Origin of the sequence: Microvirga subterranea, assembly GCF_003350535.1 — a bacterium.
GTDB lineage: Bacteria > Pseudomonadota > Alphaproteobacteria > Rhizobiales > Beijerinckiaceae > Microvirga > Microvirga subterranea.
The window spans coordinates 686,616-704,235 of sequence record NZ_QQBB01000001.1 but is presented as its reverse complement, the minus strand read 5'-3'; the positions used below and the strand labels follow the sequence as shown (position 1 = coordinate 704,235).

Below are 17,620 nucleotides of genomic sequence, written 5' to 3'. Positions count from 1 at the left end.
AGCGGCGATCTTGGGAGAGGCCGCCACGGGTCCATCGGCGGCGCTTCCGGGCGCGGGGCGTCTAGGTCCGGCGCCGCACCAGGGCGAAGACCGGTGCCGCCCCGATCATGACGAGGAACACCCGGATAATGTGATGCGCCGCCACGAAGGCGACCTCGATTCCGAGCGAGAGCGCCACGAGGCTCATCTCCGCGAGCCCGCCGGGCGAATAGGCAAGCAGCAGGGTCACCTCGCTGTAGGACGAGAGGCGGCTCACGCCGGCCGCGAACGCGAAAGTGATAGTGAGCAGGAGGACCGTCGATCCGAGCGACAGCACGAGAATGCGCAGGATCTCGCGGGGCAGGATGCCGGCGAAGCGGCAGCCGATGGTGGTGCCGAGCACGAGCTGCGCGGCGGTGACGATCTCCACGGCCGGCACGAAATGCGTCAGGCCCGAGATGTGGACGGCGGCGCTGACCAGCATCGGCCCGAGCAGGAGACGCGCGGGCAAGCGGAGAAAATGGCCCACAAGGCTGCCCACCACGGCGGTGCCCAGGAGCCAGGCCTCCTCGGTCCAGGGCGTCTGCGTGATCGACACGCCGAATTGCGGCCGCGCCCCGACGACGACGCCGCTGGTCAGCCAGATCAGGAACGGCAGGGTGAGCACCACGAGGAGGACCCGGGCCGAATGCACGAGGGCGATCAGGCGGGGATCGCCGCCCTTGTCCTCGCCGACGATCACCATCTCGACGAGCCCGCCGGGCATTCCGGAGAAATAGGCGGTCGGCATGTCGAAGCCCGCCACCCGGCGGAAATAGAACACGCAGGCGGCGCCGCTCACGGCCACGAAGGCCATCAGGCCCAGGATCGTCGGCAGCCAGTGGGTGGCGCTCTCGACGACCTGGGGCGTGAAGCCCGCGCCCAGCATCACGCCGATGATCATCGTCATCGGCGGCCGCACCGTCCCGGGCGCCTTGATGGGGGCCCGCAGGAGCGCCGCAAGGGTGCAGGCGGTCATGGAGCCGAGCATCCAAGGCAACGGCAGGCGCAACTTCAGGAAGATCCAGCCGCCGAGCGCGCCGATCAGCAGGGCCGCCATGAAGCGGCCGTAGGGAAACACGGCAGGCGACAGGCTCCTGACCCAGCTCCGGCAAGACGCCACGAGTTCGGAAACCATCGTTCCTCAGCTCCGGCAGGGCCGGGTCCGATGCTTTAGAAGCCCGTGAAGCCGGTGTCGAACGAGTAGGAGACCGTCAGGCCGAGGCCGAACTGGTTCTCGTCGCCGAAGCGCTTGACGATCGGGCTGTCGGCGGCATCGCCCACGAGGCGCTTGTAGGTCACGAAGGCGGTGGTCGACCATTGCGGCGACCACTCGTAGGTCACGCCCGTGGTCACGCCGACCGAGGTGAGGCCGCCGGACGGACGATAGGGCACGACCTGGCCGTTGATCGCCGCCTCGAGCGGCGTCACGCCGAAATAGGTCCGGGTGAACTCGCTGTCGCCCAGCGCCAGGCGCGGGCCGACCGAGACCGTGAAGGCCCCGAAGCGCTGAACGAGGTCGAGGCCGAGATCGGCCACGAAGCCCTCATGGCCGCCGACGCCGCGGCGCAGCTCGGCGCGGGCGCGCAGGAACTCCACCGGCCAGTACTCGACGAAGACGCCGGGCTCCACCGCCCAGTCGATCTTGTCGAGGCCGTAGAGGCGGCGGTCGTCCTTGTAGTAGCGCCCGCCCTGGAAGCGGCCCACGAAGCCGACCCGGACGGCCGATTCCTCCAGGAGCGAGAAGCTCAGGCCATCGTCCGGCGCGCTGAAGCGCTCCGGGGTGCCGGAGCGGCGGAAGCTGACCGACGGAAAGCCCACGACGCTGAAATCGTCCGCGCCCGGGTAGGACGGCCCGACCCTCAGATTGCCCTTGATGGTGGCGATCCAGCTCGCGGACGCGACGGGCGCCTGGGTAAAGAGCAGGTCCGCGGCCTGGGCCGGGGCGAGCGAAGCCCCGATGGCGAGGAACGGCATGAGTGCAAGGGTTTTCGAGAGGCGCATGTCGATTCCTGCTTCGGCTGCGGTTGAGCCCTCGTGGCCGCAAAATTCCGTAAGGTCAAGCATGATCGGCGAAGCGGCGAGCGTCCCGCAAGGCCGGAATGCGCATCGATACACAATCCAGGTTTCCGATTTCTTTCCCCGCCCTCGCGCAGCGTCAGGGCAGGCGCTATAGGCAGAGGCATCGCAGCAGGAGAACACGCGGTCATGGTGGGTATCGGCATCATCGGTCTCGGCGTCATGGGCCGGCGCTTCATCAGCGGGCTCAAGGCCAACCCGGATTTCTTGATTCGAGGCGCCTACGATCCCGCGCCGGTCGAGACCGACGTGCCGCGCGTGGAGAGCGTCGCGGCGCTTCTCTCCGATCCGGCGGTCGCGTGCATCTACATCGCGACCCCGCCGGCGACGCACGAGGAGCTCGTCCGGGCCGTGGTCGACGCCGGCAAGGCGGTGTTCTGCGAAAAGCCTCTGACAGCCGATCCGGCGAGCGCGCGCCGCTGCCTCGAGGCGGTGGAGCGCGCCGGCGTGCCGGCGGCCGTGAACTTTCCCTTCGCGACGGCGCCGGCCGCCGTGCGCATGAAGGAGCTGGTCGAGACCGGCGCCCTCGGGGAGGATCTCTCGGCCCATCTGACCCTGCGCTTCCGCACCTGGCCGCGGGGCTGGCAGCAGGGCGCGGCTGGGTGGCTCGCGGGCCCCGAGCAGGGCGGCTTCACCCGCGAGGTCGTGTCCCACTTCATGTTCCTGGCCGGCCGCCTGTTCGGACCGGGCAGGATCGTCGAGAAGCAGGTCGAGCGTGGCCCCAACGGGAGCGAGACGCGCCTGCACGCCGTGCTGCACTTCGCGAAGGCGCGGATGACCATCGATGCGGCGGTCGAGGGCGAGGCCGAGGAGTTCAACCGCTTCGAGGTGAAGGGCTCGAGGGACATCGCCGCGATGAGCGAGTGGTACCGGCTGACCCATTCGGGCGGCGACATCGAGCCGGCCCGCGCCGACGGGTATCAGATCGCGGAGCTCGCCAGGCTGCTTTCGGGACAGAAAAGCCGCCTCGCGACGGTGCGCGAGGCGGCCGACGTGGTCGATCTCATCGAAGGAATTCTGGCGGCTTCAGGCCGAGCGATGGCCTGAGGCCTCTTGAGACGCGACGCCGCTCCCGCAACCGGGCTCCGAGGCTCGTCTACCAGCCGCGCTGGCGCTTGATCATCTGCTTCTGCATGTCCTTCTGGGCCCGCCAGTAATCCTTCTCCGCCTCCTTCTGCATCCGGTAATAGTCCCGGACCCGCTCCTTGCGGCTGGTGGCGTCGCGATACTGTTTCCAGTCGTAGTGCCGGTCGTGGATGTATCCATCGTCCTCGCTGTCGATGGAGAACTGGAAGAACTGCGCCGGGACGGCGACCGGATCAGGGCCGGACAGGGACGCGGCCGGAAGGGCGGATGCCGGGGCGGCGCCGAGGCCGGCCAGGATGGCTGTCAGGACGAAGCGATTCATCTGTGCCATGGGGCTCGTCTCCTGTCCCGTTACTGTCGACGCTCGAAGACCTGCGGCAGGATCGGCGAGATCCAGTTCATGGTCTTCACCGCGCCGTTGGCGCCCCGCTCGAACCGGACCTGCGCGACGACCTCGTCGCCCATCATGGCGACGATGGGCGCGTAGGCCCCGGCAGGATCGAGATGCGCGTCGAAGAGATCGTCGTCGCGGATCGTCAGGGTCAGCACGGCCTCCGTATCCTCAAGCCTCAGCCGGAGCGTCCGGCCTTCGACGCTGACCGTGGCGTCGCCCAGAAGCGGCGAGGCGTAGGTTCCGGCAAGGTCCGCCGCGGCCTGGGCGGGAGCTTCGACCGGAGGCCCGGCCTTCTCCTGGTCGGCGACCTCCCGCGCGCGAGCCGCCTCGAGGGCGAGCGCCACGTTGTCGACGGCATCGTTGTCGAGGAGGCGGTCGTAAAACCATTGCGCGGCCGCGTCGGGAAACCCCTGATTCTGCGCATTGGTGAGAACGACCACGCCGACGTCGCGGTCGGGCAGGAAGCCGATATGGGCGCCGAAGCCCATGGTGCCGCCGTTGTGCCAGATGATCCGTCCGTTCGGGGTCGAGGTGACGACCCACCCGAGCGCATAGGAAATCCGCTCGTTCATGGCGACGCGGGGGGTCCAGGTCGCGTCGAGGTTTTTCTCGGAGACGATGATCTTGTTCTCGAACTGACCGCGCCCGAGCTGCATGCGCAGCCATTGCGATACGTCGGGCACGTTGGAGTTGATCCCGCCGGCCGGACCATGAATGTAGGGAAAGGATTCGTGGAACGGGATGACGACGGTGGCGTCCTTGTCCTGACGGTGGCCGGTGGCATGGTCGGGCGCCGCCTCGATGGCAGCCGCCGAGGTCGTGGACGAGGTCATGCCCAGGGGCTCGAAGAGGCCCTTCCTGACCACGTCGCCCCAGGACGGCACGCCCATCTTCCGCGCCAGGATCATCCCGCCGGCCACATGGGTGATGTTGGTGTAGGTGAAGTCGGAGCGGAACGTCAGCGTCAGGGGGGCGCCGCGCAGGGAACGGACGAGCGTGGTGGCGTCATAGCCGAGCGCGGTCAGGCCATCGTTCACGTAAGGCGTCAATCCGCTGCGCTGGGCGGCGAGATCGACGACGCGGAAGTCGCGTCCGACCCAGGGATCGCTCAGCTGGAATTCCGGCAGGAGGTCGGAGACGCGGTCGCTCCATTCGAGCCTGCCCGCATCGACCGCCTGGGCCAGCGTCGCGCTGAAGAAGGCCTTGGTGGTGGAGCCGATCTGGAAGATCGTGGCGGGATTCACCGGATCCGGCTTGCCCAGCTCCTTCGCGCCGAATGCCTTCATGTAGATGAGCTTGTCGTCGTGCACGATGCCGACGGCGAGGCCCGGCACCTTGAAGCCTTTCATGCCGGTTTGAAGGTAGGCTTCGAATTCCGGGATCAGCCTGTCGATCCGCTCTCGCATGGCCGTTGGGCCGGCGCCCTGCGCCTGCGCCGGAGAGGTCGCCGCGCCCGCAAGAGCCAGGGCTGCGGCAAAGGCCGAAATCCGCATCGACAGGAAGTTTGACATCCGAGCCCCCTCGTCCGCCTTTGGCGATCGGAGCGATGGTGTCAGAACTTCGTTGCGTTCTCAATGCGGAAAGGCACGAGTCCTAGATCATATTCCTATATCTCCCCCGCCCTTCGTCAGACGGGGGAGACGGTCGGCGTCCTACAGCGGCTTGAGGCCCGCCTCGATCTCGGCCCTCCGCGGCTCCAGGAAGGGCGGCAGAGCGAGGCGCTCGCCCAGGCTCTCCATGGGCTCGTCGGTGGCGAAGCCCGGGCCGTCCGTGGCGATCTCGAACAGGATGCCGTTCGGCTCGCGGAAATAGAGGCTCTTGAAGTAGTAGCGGTCGACCGGTCCGCTCGACGGCGCCCGCATCGCCCGCAGGCGCTCGGCACATTCCCGGTAGGTCTCGTCGTTGGGCGTGCGGAACGCCACGTGGTGCACGCCGCCCGCACCCGGCTGCGCCGGGTCGAGATGCGGCTCCACCGCCACGTGCAGCTCGGCCGAGGGACCGCCCTCGCCCATCTCGAACACATGAACTGGGGTGTCGCCGGCGCGGTATTCCCGCGCGGCGCGCATGTCCATGCCCATGGTGAGCACCGCCGCCGTGCGGTCGATCCGCGGCACGCTGATGGTGATGGGGCCGAGGCCCCGGATCTGGTGCTCGGCCGGGACGGGGCTGCGCGCCCACGGATGGGCCTCGTCGCCGCGCCCGCCGTCGTCCACCAGCGCGAGGCGCTGGCCTTCCGGATCCTCGAAGAAGAGCCACAGGCGGCCGTCGCGCTCGGCGATGCCCTGGTGCGGAACGCGCAGCGAATCGAACCGCTCCTTCCACCACGCAAGCGTCTTCTCGCCGTTCACCCGCATGGCCGTGTTGACGATGCTGTGCGTGCCGCGCCGCTCGCGCTCCACCGGCCAGTCGAAGAACGTGATGTCCGTGCCGGGCGAGGCGAGCCCGTCGGCGTAGAACAGGTGATAGGCGGAGACGTCGTCCTGGTTCACGGTCTTCTTCACGAGGCGCAGGCCGAGCGCCTGGGTGTAGAAGGCATGGTTGCCGGCGGCGTTCGCCGTGACGGCGGTCAGGTGATGGATTCCGGTCAGCTTCATGACGCTCTCCTTATCGGTCTGCCCGGAAGATAAGGTTGCAGACTTGCAAGCGCGACCCTGGGAAATGCCAAAATGCGCTTGCCGAAACGCAAAGTCGACACACCTAACCGGATGAAAATCACCGCTTCTCGGCAAAGACCTCGTCATAGGCGAACAGCGCGACGCTGCCGCCGGTGTGCCAGAACAGGACCCGGTCGCCCTGCGCGAGGCGTCCCTCGCGCACGAGGGCGATCAGACCGGCCATCGCCTTGCCGGTATAGACCGGATCGAGCAGAAGCCCTTCCGTCCGCGCGGCGAGACCCACCGCTTCCCTCATCGCCTCGGTCGGCAGGCCGTAGCCGGGACCGACGAAGCGGTCATCCACCAGGATCTCGGGATCGCGCTTGACGCCGATCAGTGCGGCGGTGCTTTCGACGAGCGTCCGCACGCGCTCCGTCGCGGCATCGCGGGCGCGGCTGACGCTGATGCCGATGACCGGGATCGCCGGGTCGCAGGCGGCGAGGCCGAGCGCGAGACCCGCATGGGTTCCGCCGCTGCCGGTGGCCAGGATCACGTGGCTGAACGGCTGGCCCAGCATCGCGGCTTGGTCCGCCAACTCGGCCGCCGCATCCACGTAGGCGCGGGCGCCGACCGCATTCGAACCGCCTACCGGGATCACGTAGGGCCGCTCGCCTTCGGCCGCATGGGATGCTGCGACCTCCGCCATGGCGGCATCCGGATCGGCGCTTCCCTCGTAGAGGCGGATGTCAGCGCCGAAGAGCCGGTCGAGGAGCAGGTTCGCGCTGCCGTGATAGGCAGTGCCCCGGCCGGGCACAGAATCGGTCAGGACAAGGGTGCAGCGCAGACCGAGCCGCGCCGCTGCCGCCGCCGTCTGGCGCGCGTGGTTCGACTGGATGCCGCCTGCGGTCACGATCCTGTCGGCTTTCCGGGCCAGGGCCTCGGCCATCAGGTATTCGAGCTTGCGGGCCTTGTTGCCGCCTCCCGCCAGCCCCGTGCAGTCGTCCCGCTTCACCCAGATTTCCGGGCCGCCGAGGGCACGCGACAGGGCGGGCAGCGGCTCGAGCGGGGTGGGCAGATGCGCCAGCGGCACCTTGTGCCACGTCCCCGGATGATCGGCATTCGTCATGGCACGCTCCTCGTCTCTCACGCCGCCTTGGCGCGAAGATCCTCCGGCGTCACGTCGTCGGGAATCGGGCACACGTAGTCCCGGCCGCCGGTGCGCTCCTTCAGCTCCGCCTTGGCGCGGGCGATGAGGTCCGGGTTGCGCAAGCAATCGGCGGCGGTCGACGCCATGGCCTTGGCGGCCAGCACCATGCCCTTGTGGGCGGCCGGCAGGTTGCCTTGGGCCACGAGCTGCCAGGTGTGGAACGGGGTGCCGATCGCGAAGCAGGCCGTGTGGCACTGCACGGTCGGCACGATCCAGCTCACGTCGCCCACGTCGGTGGTGCCCATCATGACCTCCTCGCGGGTCGGCATGGCGAGCAGGCCGTCGTGCAGGATCCGGGATTTCAGCGACATGTCGTGCGGCTTCACGCTGGCGACGACGTCTTCTTCCGTCAGCGCCGCCTTGCGCAGTTTTTCCGCGAAGGCGAAGTCGGCGTCGTCGAAGGTCGGCGGCCCGAGGCGGCGCATGTTCTCGTACATGGCCTCCTGCAGGACCTTGTTGGGCACGACATTTGACGTCGCGTCGGTGATCTGCACCGAGACGCTCGTCTCCGTCATCAGGGCCGCGCCTTCGGCGATCTTCTTCACGCGCTCGAACAGGCGCTCCGCGTCGGGCAGGTGGGGCGAGCGCACGAGGTAGAGCGACTCGGCGTAGGCCTGCACCACGTTCGGCGCGTCGCCGCCCGTGTTGGTGATCGCGTAATGCACGCGCGCATCGGAGGGCATGTGCTCGCGCATGTAGTTGACGCCCACGTTCATCAATTCCACCGCGTCCAGCGCGCTGCGGCCCACATGGGGCGCGGCGGCCGCATGGGAGGCGCGGCCCCGGAAGCGAAAGTAGGCCTGGATGCAGGCGAGAGACGACGTGGTCTGCACCTCGTTCACGACGCTCGGATGCCAGCAGAAGGCGGCGTCGAGATCGTGGAACAGGCCCGCCCGGGCCATGAAGGTCTTGCCGGATCCGCTCTCTTCCGCCGGGCAGCCGTAATAGCGCACGGTGCCGGCGATGCCCTCTGCCTCGAGCGCGTCCTTCAACGCGACGGCCGCGAGGGCCGAGCCGGCGCCGAGCAGGTTGTGGCCGCAGCCGTGGCCCGGCGTGCCGGCGATTGTCGGCGCGTGGGAGATCTCCCCGGACTTCTGCGCCAAATCGGGCAGCGCGTCGAACTCGCCGAGGATGCCCACGACCGGTCCGCCGCGGCCGAACTCGGCCACGAAGGCGGTCGCCATGCCGCCGACATTGCGGGTGATACGGAAGCCCTCGGCCTCCAGCATGGCGATCTGCGCCTCGACCGAGCGGTGCTCCTCGAAGGCGAGCTCCGGCGTCGCCCAGATCCGGTCGCTGAGGTCGCAATAATCGATGGCCTTCGCGTCGACGCGGCGGGCGATTTCATCGAGGCTCAGACGGTCGTTGTGCATGTCGCTTCCCTGTACCTAACCCCAGCCGTCGTTCCGGGCTCCGCTGCGCGGTCCCTGAATGACGGCGGTGGCTCATTGAAGCAGAAGACCTACCCGCAAACCCGGCCCGTGTCAGCCGAGATCAAGAAGCGCGATGAAGAGCCGGACGGCTTCCGCCGTCACTCCGGCACCGTCTCTCCGGAGCCGCCGATCTCGGCGGGGAAATCCTTGAACTTGGGCAAGCCGTCGCGCATCGGCAGCACTGTCTCTGCGTAGTTGACATGAACGCCGGGGGTGAACGGGAAGGTAGGGATCGTCGCGGCGAACACATCCACGAGGCCGATGGTCGGATGGTTGGTCATCAGGTGTCCGCCGCACTTGGCGCAGTACTGGCGCTGGCTGAACGGCGTCTTCTGGAACGTCGCGACATGCTCGGCCCCGGCCGTGACGCGCACCGCTTCGGGCTTCCATAGGCTGAACGCGTTGACGGGTCCGGCCGACCAGGAGCGGCACGACCGGCAGTGGCAGTAGCCCATGCCCTCCGGCGCCCCGGTGACTTCGACTTCAACCGCGCCGCAAAAGCATTGTCCGTGATAGGTCGTCATGGCTCCCTCTCCGGTTCGGCGTCAGCAGCCCCGCCAACACGCGCAAGAGAACGGCCCCGGGAGCGATTGAATAGGCGAACCGGAACCCTGACAAGGCATCCCTCTCGGCGATATCGTCGATGCCACTTTTGAGCAGCACGGCGGGCGGCGGTGACGCCGCCCCTACCCGACCGCGAACAGGTCCCGGTTGTCGGAACTCCCCACCGGCTCCTCGAAGGCGTTCGGGTCGCCCGGACCGGTCTCCCAGCCGAGATCGGGCAGCGCGATGATGCGAAGCCCCCGCGGGTCGTTGCGGGTCACCACGATGCCGCGGCTTTCCATGTAGGCGATGAGGCGCCGGGCGCGGCCCGGCGAGCGGCTGCCGCAGGCGCGGGCGATCTCGCCGTCGGGCGGGCATGCCGAGCCTTCCATGGCGGCGCGGGCGAGCAGCAGGAACACCCCCTGGATGTCCTCCGCCAGATCCGCCGCGAAGGCGACCGCGCGGTCCCACTCCGTCCCTTCGGCGGTCGCCGTGTCGACGCCGGCGCGCGCCACCGCCAGCCGGCGGCGGAAAGCCGGAAGGCTCAATGGCTCGCCGGCGACGCGGCGGATGCGGCAGCGCACGAGAAAGTCCTGGTAGAGCACCGCCACCGTGCGGAAGGCGGCCTCCGGATCGTCGAGGATCTCCCGCAGGATGGCGTCGAGGGTCGCGTCGCGCTCCGCCTTCGATTCCTCCGTCGCCTCGGCCTCGGGCTCCGGCGCGGCGGCCGGCCGCGTGCGGGCGAGCTGGGCGAGAAGGTCGTTGGTGGAGGGCGCCGGCGGGGGCGGCGGGGCGCGGCGCGGCATGACCGGACGCACGGGCTCGTCCTCGCCCGGCTTGAAGATGAGATCGCGCGCTTCCTCCTTCGGCTGCTCCGGCAGCGGCACGAGCTTGAAGCTGCCGGAGCGGGCCGAGGTCTCGACCGTCCCGATGCGGATCGGCACCGGGCGGCGCGACAAGGCGGGGCCGAGCGCCACGAAGTGCCCGCGCTCGAGGTCGCGGAACATCTCCGCCTGGCGGCGCTCCATGCCAAGAAGATCGGCCGCGCGGGCCATGTCGATGTCCAGGAAGGTGCGGCCCATGAGGAAGTTCGAGGCCTCGGCCGCCACGTTCTTGGCGAGCTTGGCGAGGCGCTGGGTCGCGATGATGCCGGCGAGCCCACGCTTGCGGCCGCGGCACATGAGGTTGGTCATGGCGCCGAGCGAGACTTTCCGAGCCTCGTCCGACACGTCGCCCGCGGCGGCCGGCGCGAAGAGCTGCGCCTCGTCCACCACCACGAGCATCGGGTACCAGTAGTCGCGGTCCGCATCGAACAGGCCGCCGAGAAAAGCCGCCGCGCAGCGCATCTGCGCCTCGGCGTCGAGGCCCTCCAGGCTCAGCACCACCGAGACCCGGTGCTGGCGCACGCGGGCGGCGATGCGCTGGATGTCGCCCTCGCTGCGCGAGGCGTCCACCACCACGTGGCCGAACTTGTCGGCCAGCGTGACGAAGTCGCCCTCCGGGTCGATGATGGCCTGCTGGACCAGGGATGCGCTCTGCTCCAGGAGCCGGCGCAGCAGATGCGACTTGCCGGAGCCGGAATTGCCCTGGACGAGCAGGCGCGTCGCCAAAAGCTCCTCCAGATCGAGCAGCGCCGACCCTCCTCCGGGCGCGGAGGACACCTGTCCCATGTCGATGCCGACCTTCATCAGCCTCCCTCGTGCGAATGTTCGAAACCCGCCTCGTCCTAACACGCGGCGGGCCGGGAAAGTGCCCGAATTCCCGGAATCCTCCACAGGCTCGCGCGGCTATCCCCAGGCATGAGGCCGCAGGGGCGCGGAAACCGGCCTGAGGACCGATCATTAACCATGCAGGACGCCAGCCAGGAGGACCGATGCCGCGGATCACCCCGGACCACGCCCTTCCCGACCTGCTGATTCTCTGGCCGGAAATTTCCCCCGTCCTCACCGGCTCGGCGGGGTCACCGCCAGGCAGCGAGGGCGGCACGGACGCGCCGCCTCCGGGCGAGGCCCGGATGGAAGCCCTGTTCGAGACGGTGGGCATCGGCCTGATGCTGGTGATCGCGGTGGCGGCCGCCTGGATCCTGATCCGCCAGCGCCGCTGAGCCCTGAAGACTCCCGAGACGGTCAGCGGGCCGCCCGGTCGACCGGGATGTCGAAATGCATGACCTCCTCCCGGACCCCGAGCTTCTCGTAGAGCGCGACCGCCGGATCGTCCCCGTAATCGGCCTGGACGTAGATCACCCACACGTCCCGGCGCGCCGCGATGGCGCGAAGGTGCTCGATCAGGGCCGTGGCGACGCCCTGCCGCCGATGCGCCTCGTCGACCGCGAGGTCGTAGATGTAGACCTCACGCCGGGACTTCTCGAACTTGTCGAGCTCATAGGCGACCAGCCCGCCGACCACCTCCTCGCCCGAGAGCGCCGCGAGGGCGATCACATGCTCCTTGGCGAGCAGGGCTTCGAGGTAGGCATCGTCCGGCGGCTCGGCCCCATAGGTGTCCGGTTCGTCGAAGACCTCGGCGAACAGGCCGTTGAGCCTGCGCATCAGCGGCAGGTCGGCGGGCGCGAGGCGGCGGAGGGCGATGGAGGGCTGGCTCATGAGCCTAAGCTATAGCGCTGCCGAGGCTTGATGAATTGTCAAAACATTGTGGGTTGAGCGGCACGACCCGTCGATGTCGTCCGACTCGTGAGTTGCGATCCATCAGCCCTCGACAGGAGCATCACAGGAGAGTATTACTGACTGACTAGTCAGTCATATACGAGAGGCCAGGGCATGTCGCTGAAGAAGCGCCCCGCCAAGAAGGCTCCGGCCCGGAGCGAGAACGACCGGCAGGCGCGGCTGCAGGCGATCCTGGATGCGGCCCTCGACGTCTTTCTCGACAAGGGCTTCGCGGAGGCGCGCCTCGACGACGTGGCGGCCCGCGCCGGGGTCGCGAAGGGCACGATCTACCTCTACGTCCCGTCCAAGCAGGCTCTGTTCGAAGCCCTGGTGCAATCGGGCATCGGCGGCGCGCTCGGCACCATCGAGCAGAAGGTCCTGACCCTCGACATGACGGCCGAGGAGCAGTTCCGGGCGCTGTTCGCCTTCCTCCGTCAGGAGGTGCTCGGCACCCGCCGCCTCGACATCGTGCGCCTGTTCCTGCGCGAGGGCTCGCGGTTTCCGGAACTGGCGGAGATCTACCACCGCGAGGTGATCAGCCGGGGCCTCGCCCTCCTGCGCGGCATCGCGGAGCGCGGCGTCGCGAGCGGCGAGTTCCGGTCGGACGAGATCGTGCGCTTCCCGCAGCTCGCCATCGCGCCGGGACTGATGGCGCTGATCTGGACCAGCCTGTTCCAGCGCCTCGATCCGCTCGACGTCGCCGGGATGCTCGACGCGCATCTCGCCCTGATGATGAAAGCGCTCAAAGGACCGCCGTCATGAAGCGCGCGCTGCTCATCGGGCTGGCGGTGATCCTCGCGGCCGGCGGGTTCGGGGCCTGGTACCTGCTGCGCCCGAAAGGGACCGTCCAGGGATACCAGGGCTATGTGGAAGGCTACCTCGTCTTCATGGCGCCGGAGGACGGGGGACGCATCGAGACGCTCTCGGTCGATTCCGCCGACCAGGTGAAAAAGGGCGACGCTCTCTTCGTGCTCGAATCCTCCACGCAGCTTGCCCAGCGCAACGAAGCCGACGCGAAGCTGCAGCAGGCGCGCGCCGAGCTCGCCGATCTCCAGGCCGCCCTCCAGCGCCCGGAGCAGATCGCGATTCTGAGGGCCCAGGAGGAGCGGGCGAAGGCGCAGCTCAGCCTGTCGCAGACGGAACTCGACCGGCAGCGGACCCTCTACGAGCGCGGCATCGCGGCGAAAGCCCAGTACGACCAGGCCCGGACCGCCTTCGATCGCGACAAGGCGGCGCTCGAGGAGGTGCAGCGGCAGATCGAGGCCGGCCGCATCGCGGCGCGCTCGGCCACGATCGAGGCCGCGGAAGCCGCCGTGAATGCCGCCGAGGCCGGCCTGAACCAGGCCGAGACGCGGCTCGCCAAGCGCCGGGTCGCCGCCCCGGCCGACGCCCAGGTGCAGGACGTGTTCTTCCGGGCCGGCGAGACGGTGAATGCGGGCCAGCCGGTCCTGTCCCTCCTGCCGCCGGAGAACCGGCGCATCCGCTTCTACGTGCCCGAGCCCAAGCTCGCGACGGTCGCGCTCGGGCAGGAAGTCGCCGTGACCTGCGACAGCTGCCAGCCGGGGCTTCGCGCCCGCATCAGCTTCATCGCCCGAGAGGCGGAGTTCACGCCGCCGGTGATCTTCAGCCAAGAGGAGCGCGCCAAGCTCGTGTTCCGGATCGAGGCGAAGCCCGCCGATGGCGCCAACCTGCCGATCGGCCTGCCCGTCACCGTCCTGCCTCTCGGCGAGTGAGCGGATCATGACCATGCAGCCCGCCACCCAGCCCGAGCCTGCGTCAGAGATCGTCATCGACGTGCACGGACTCACCAAGTCCTTCGGTGGCCGGACGGTGGTGCGCAACCTCTCCATGCAGGTCCATCGCGGCCTGATCTACGGCTTCCTCGGGCCGAACGGCAGCGGCAAGACCACGACCCTGCGCATGCTCTGCGGCCTGCTGACGCCGGACGGCGGCAGCGGCACGTGCCTCGGCTACGACATCCTGACCCAGTCGGCCGAGATCAAGCGCCATGTCGGCTACATGACCCAGCGCTTCTCGCTCTATGCGGACCTCTCGATCCGCGAGAACCTGGAATTCGTCGCCCGCGTCTACAACCTCCCCGACCCGCGCGCGGCCGCCCGCGACGCAATCCGCCGGCTCGGGCTCGAGAACCGGGCCGACCAGCTCGCGGGCGAGCTCTCGGGCGGCTGGAAGCAGCGCCTCGCCCTCGGCGCCTGCATCCTGCCCGGGCCGCAGCTCCTCCTCCTCGACGAGCCGACCGCGGGCGTCGACCCGAAGGCGCGGCGCGACTTCTGGGACGAGATCCACACTCTGGCTCACGAAGGCATCACCGTGCTGGTCTCGACCCACTACATGGACGAGGCCGAGCGCTGTCACGAGATCGCCTACATCGCCTATGGCGACCTGCTCGCGCAGGGGACCGTCGACGAGGTGATCGCCGATGCGCATCTCGCCACCTACACGGTCACCGGGCCGGATCTCGCCGATCTTGCGGAGCGCCTGAAGGCGCTGCCGGGCGTCGACATGGTGGCGCCCTTCGGCACGGCTCTGCATGTGAGCGGACGCGACGCGGCGGCGCTCGACGCCTCGACCCGGGAGCTGCGCGAGCACGGGCCGCAGGTCTGGACGCCGGGCGACGCCACCCTCGAGGACGTGTTCATCGACCTGATGAGCCGCACGAAGGACAATTTCGCATGAGCGCGGGCGCAGGCACCGGCGACGGGCGCGGACGGGGGCTGGCCGCTTCCCTGGGGCGGATCTACGCGGCCTTCGTCAAGGAGCTGCTGCAGCTGCGCCGCGACCGCATCACCTTCGCGACGATGATCTTCATCCCGCTCTTCCAGCTCTTCCTGTTCGGCTACGCCATCAACACCGACCCGAAGCACCTGCCGACCGCGGTGCTGATCCAGGACGAGAGTTCCTTCGCGCGCTCCTTCCTTTCGGCCATGCGGGTAAGCGATTACTTCGACATCCGGGCGAGCGCCGCGAGCGAGCAGGAGCTCGATCACCTGATCCTCTCCGGCAAGGTGCAATTCGGGGTCCAAATCCCGGCCCATTTCGGCCGCGACCTGATCCGGGGCGAGCGGCCGGCCGTGCTGGTGATCGCGGATGCGAGCGACCCGGTGGCGGCGGGCGGCGCGGTCTCGGCCCTGCAGGGCCTGTCGTCGAGCGTGTTCTCCCGCGAGCTCACCGGGCCGGTGGCGAATTTAGCGCCCAAGCCCCTGCCCTACGAGCTCAGGATCCACCGGCGCTACAACCCGGCCGGCGAGACCCGGCTCAACATCGTGCCGGGCCTCATGGGCACGATCCTGACCCTGACGATGCTGATCTTCACGGCCCTCTCGGTCACCCGCGAGGTGGAGCGCGGCACCATGGAGAGCCTGCTCGCCATGCCGATCCGCCCCGTCGAGATCATGCTCGGCAAGATCGCCCCCTACCTGGTGATCGGCGGGCTGCAGGGAGCGCTGATCCTCGGGGCCGCGAAGCTCCTGTTCGGCGTGCCGATCGTCGGCAGCCTCGCGCTTCTCGTGGCGCTGACGCTGCTGTTCATCCTGGCGAACCTGTCGGTGGGCTACACCTTCTCGACCATCGCCACGAGCCAGCTCCAGGCCATGCAGATGTCGTTCTTCTTCTTCCTTCCCAACATCCTGCTGTCCGGCTTCATGTTCCCGTTCCGCGGCATGCCGGGCTGGGCGCAGGCCGTCGGCGAGGCGCTGCCGCTGACCCATTACCTGCGCATCGTGCGCGGCATCATGCTGAAAGGCGCGGGCTTCGTGGACCTGCAAACCGACGTGCTGGCCCTCGGGGCCTTCACGCTCGCGGCCATGACGGTCGCGGTGCTGCGCTTCCGGCAGACGCTCGACTGAGAGCATTTTCAGGCGAAGTGGTTCCGGTTCGCCGTCAGGAAATGCGGCCCCTGAATCGTCAATCCGCGACCGCCGACTCGGCGGCCTTGACGGCGCTGCCGCGCAGGGGCCGCTCCTCCATGGCGAGGAGGAACAGGAAGGCGAGCGCGAAGCCGATCACGGCCGCCATGAAGACATGGCTGAACACGTCCGACAGGTTGACGCCGCTCTGCGCTGCCGTCGCCGCCAGGCTCTCGAAGCTCGCGGCACCCGACAGGCCCGTGCCGGTCAGCACGATCGCGCCGAAGATCGCCACGATCAGGGCGCCGCCGAGGGAGCGGAAAAAGTTCGCTGCGCCGGTCGCCGTGCCGAGTTCATGGGGCTTCACCGCGTTCTGGATCGCCACCGTCGAGACCGGCAGGAGCGTGCCGAGCCCGATGCTGATCACCGCGAGGACCGCCTCGACCCCGAGGAGCGGGATCGCGGCGCCATAGGCCGCCAGCACCCCCGTGGCCGCCATGGCGACCAGAAGCCCGCCGACCGGCAGGCGCTTGTAGTGCTTCACCTTCGCCATCATGCGGCCCGACAGGGTGGCGCCCACCACCGTGCCGGCCATGAGGGGGATGAGCGCCAGGCCCGAGGCGCTGGCCGAGAGGCCGCGCACCGCCTCGAAATAAACCGGCAGGTAGATGGTCAGCCCGATATAGGTGCCCATGCCGAAGCAGGCCGCGAGCGTGCCCATGCGGACCACGGGATTGTGCAGCACGCCCGGCGGGATCAGCGGCTCCGGCGCCATCCGCATGCGCAGGGCGAACAGGCCCCAGAGGATGGCGGAGCCGGCGAAGAGCCCGAGGATCTGCCACGAGCCCCACGGGTGGCGCAGGCCACCCCAGCTCAGCGCCAGCAGGAGCGACACGGTCGCGGTCACCATGACAAGCGCGCCCAGAAGGTCGAGCCGGTGGGGCCTGTGCACCTGCGGCAGCTTCTTGAGGCCGTGGAACGCGATGAACAAGGCCACGAGCCCGAGCGGCAGGTTGATCCAGAAGATCACCGACCAGTGCAGGTGCTCGGCGAAGAAGCCGCCGAGGACCGGCCCGAGCAGGCTCGAGGTCATGAACACGCTGGCGAAATAGACCTGGTAGCGCCCGCGCTCCTTCGGGGGTACGAGATCGGCCACGATGGTCTGGGCGAGCGCAATGAGCCCGCCGCCGCCGAGCCCCTGCAGGCCGCGCGCGAGGATCAGGACGATCATGGAGGGCGCGAGCGCGCAGGCCACGGACCCGATGATGAAGACCACGATGCCGATCAGCATGGTGACCCGCCGGCCATGGCTGTCGCTGAACTTGCCGTAGAGGGGCGTCACGGCCGTGGCGGTGAGGAGATAGACCGTCACCACCCAGGGCAGGTGCTCCAGGTCGCCGAGCTCGCGCCCGATGGTCGGCAGGGCCGTGGCGATGATGGTCTGGTCGAGGGCCGCGAGCAGCATCGACAGCATGATGCCGAAGATGATCCGGCGGATCTCGGCCTGGCTCAGCATGTGCCCCGTGCCGGGCCGCAGCGTCTCTCGTGTCGACTGGTCCATCTTCGTCCTTCGCCTCGCTGCAGCCGATGTAGCGCATCGTGCGGAAAAGTGGACCCGGTTCGCGCTGACGCGGACCGCCAGTTCCACCATCGACGATGCTCCCAAGCAAGGAGAGGGCATCGGATCGGGCCGGAAAAGCGCCTGTCCGTTCCGGGGTCCGATGCTTTAGGGGACAGGCC

At 68.9% G+C, this 17,620-nt stretch carries 17 protein-coding genes; 6 read left to right on the top strand and 11 right to left on the bottom strand.

Annotation, left to right across the window (positions count from 1 at the left end; all coding sequences use genetic code 11):
- Positions 1-61 precede the first annotated feature (61 nt).
- Both DES45_RS03335 and DES45_RS03330 read right to left on the bottom strand, forming a co-directional pair.
- Positions 62-1,156, bottom strand: a complete 1,095-nt coding sequence (locus DES45_RS03335; RefSeq protein ID WP_114768527.1) for an AbrB family transcriptional regulator — start codon at positions 1,154-1,156, stop codon at positions 62-64.
- Positions 1,157-1,191: 35 nt separating this feature from the next.
- Complete coding sequence (locus DES45_RS03330; RefSeq protein ID WP_114768526.1) at positions 1,192-2,022, bottom strand: MipA/OmpV family protein; 831 nt, start codon at positions 2,020-2,022, stop codon at positions 1,192-1,194.
- A gap of 204 nt (positions 2,023-2,226) precedes the next feature.
- Here DES45_RS03330 and DES45_RS03325 point away from each other — a divergent pair, with 204 nt between their 5' ends.
- The gene (locus DES45_RS03325; RefSeq protein WP_114768525.1) at positions 2,227-3,144 is read left to right on the top strand and encodes a Gfo/Idh/MocA family protein; all 918 of its coding nucleotides are present in this window, start codon (positions 2,227-2,229) and stop codon (positions 3,142-3,144) included.
- A 49-nt stretch (positions 3,145-3,193) separates the two neighbouring features.
- Here DES45_RS03325 and DES45_RS03320 read toward each other — a convergent pair whose 3' ends face one another.
- The 7 genes from DES45_RS03320 to DES45_RS03290 all read right to left on the bottom strand — a co-directional run bounded on the left by DES45_RS03320 (position 3,194) and on the right by DES45_RS03290 (position 11,042).
- Entirely contained in the window at positions 3,194-3,514 is a 321-nt protein-coding gene (locus DES45_RS03320) for a hypothetical protein (RefSeq protein ID WP_114768524.1), read from the bottom strand.
- Between the two features lie 20 nt (positions 3,515-3,534).
- Positions 3,535-5,088 carry a serine hydrolase gene (locus tag DES45_RS03315; protein ID WP_114768523.1) on the bottom strand — a complete coding sequence of 518 codons (1,554 nt, stop codon included), beginning with the start codon at positions 5,086-5,088 and terminating at the stop codon, positions 3,535-3,537.
- Positions 5,089-5,229: 141 nt separating this feature from the next.
- A complete protein-coding gene (locus DES45_RS03310; RefSeq protein WP_114768522.1) occupies positions 5,230-6,171 on the bottom strand; it encodes a ring-cleaving dioxygenase in 942 nt (313 codons plus the stop codon).
- A gap of 118 nt (positions 6,172-6,289) precedes the next feature.
- Positions 6,290-7,297: a D-cysteine desulfhydrase family protein gene (locus DES45_RS03305; protein WP_114768521.1), complete on the bottom strand. Its 1,008-nt coding sequence runs from the start codon at positions 7,295-7,297 to the stop codon at positions 6,290-6,292.
- Positions 7,298-7,314: 17 nt separating this feature from the next.
- Complete coding sequence (locus DES45_RS03300) at positions 7,315-8,751, bottom strand: M20 family metallopeptidase (RefSeq protein WP_114768520.1); 1,437 nt, start codon at positions 8,749-8,751, stop codon at positions 7,315-7,317.
- A gap of 158 nt (positions 8,752-8,909) precedes the next feature.
- Positions 8,910-9,335 (bottom strand): GFA family protein, encoded by a 426-nt coding sequence (locus DES45_RS03295; protein WP_114768519.1) that lies wholly within the window; start codon positions 9,333-9,335, stop codon positions 8,910-8,912.
- A gap of 162 nt (positions 9,336-9,497) precedes the next feature.
- The gene (locus tag DES45_RS03290) at positions 9,498-11,042 is read right to left on the bottom strand and encodes a helicase HerA domain-containing protein (protein WP_114768518.1); all 1,545 of its coding nucleotides are present in this window, start codon (positions 11,040-11,042) and stop codon (positions 9,498-9,500) included.
- A gap of 185 nt (positions 11,043-11,227) precedes the next feature.
- Here DES45_RS03290 and DES45_RS03285 point away from each other — a divergent pair, with 185 nt between their 5' ends.
- The gene (locus DES45_RS03285) at positions 11,228-11,458 is read left to right on the top strand and encodes a hypothetical protein (RefSeq protein ID WP_114768517.1); all 231 of its coding nucleotides are present in this window, start codon (positions 11,228-11,230) and stop codon (positions 11,456-11,458) included.
- Positions 11,459-11,480: 22 nt separating this feature from the next.
- Here the strand turns inward: DES45_RS03285 and DES45_RS03280 are convergent, their stop codons facing one another.
- Entirely contained in the window at positions 11,481-11,954 is a 474-nt protein-coding gene (locus DES45_RS03280; RefSeq protein WP_114768516.1) for an AAC(3)-I family aminoglycoside N-acetyltransferase, read from the bottom strand.
- A 174-nt stretch (positions 11,955-12,128) separates the two neighbouring features.
- Here DES45_RS03280 and DES45_RS03275 point away from each other — a divergent pair, with 174 nt between their 5' ends.
- The 4 genes from DES45_RS03275 to DES45_RS03260 are packed head-to-tail and all read left to right on the top strand — an operon-like array spanning position 12,129 to position 15,880.
- A complete protein-coding gene (locus DES45_RS03275) occupies positions 12,129-12,776 on the top strand; it encodes a TetR/AcrR family transcriptional regulator (RefSeq protein ID WP_114768515.1) in 648 nt (215 codons plus the stop codon).
- Positions 12,773-13,747 (top strand): HlyD family secretion protein, encoded by a 975-nt coding sequence (locus DES45_RS03270; protein ID WP_114768514.1) that lies wholly within the window; start codon positions 12,773-12,775, stop codon positions 13,745-13,747. Before DES45_RS03275 ends, DES45_RS03270 begins: the two co-directional genes overlap by 4 nt.
- Before the next feature lie 7 nt (positions 13,748-13,754).
- Positions 13,755-14,711 carry an ABC transporter ATP-binding protein gene (locus DES45_RS03265; RefSeq protein ID WP_425374251.1) on the top strand — a complete coding sequence of 319 codons (957 nt, stop codon included), beginning with the start codon at positions 13,755-13,757 and terminating at the stop codon, positions 14,709-14,711.
- Complete coding sequence (locus DES45_RS03260; RefSeq protein WP_114768513.1) at positions 14,708-15,880, top strand: ABC transporter permease; 1,173 nt, start codon at positions 14,708-14,710, stop codon at positions 15,878-15,880. The genes DES45_RS03265 and DES45_RS03260 overlap by 4 nt, the downstream gene beginning before the upstream one ends.
- Positions 15,881-15,938: 58 nt before the next feature.
- Here the strand turns inward: DES45_RS03260 and DES45_RS03255 are convergent, their stop codons facing one another.
- A complete protein-coding gene (locus DES45_RS03255; RefSeq protein WP_114768512.1) occupies positions 15,939-17,441 on the bottom strand; it encodes an MDR family MFS transporter in 1,503 nt (500 codons plus the stop codon).
- Positions 17,442-17,620: the final 179 nt, after the last annotated feature.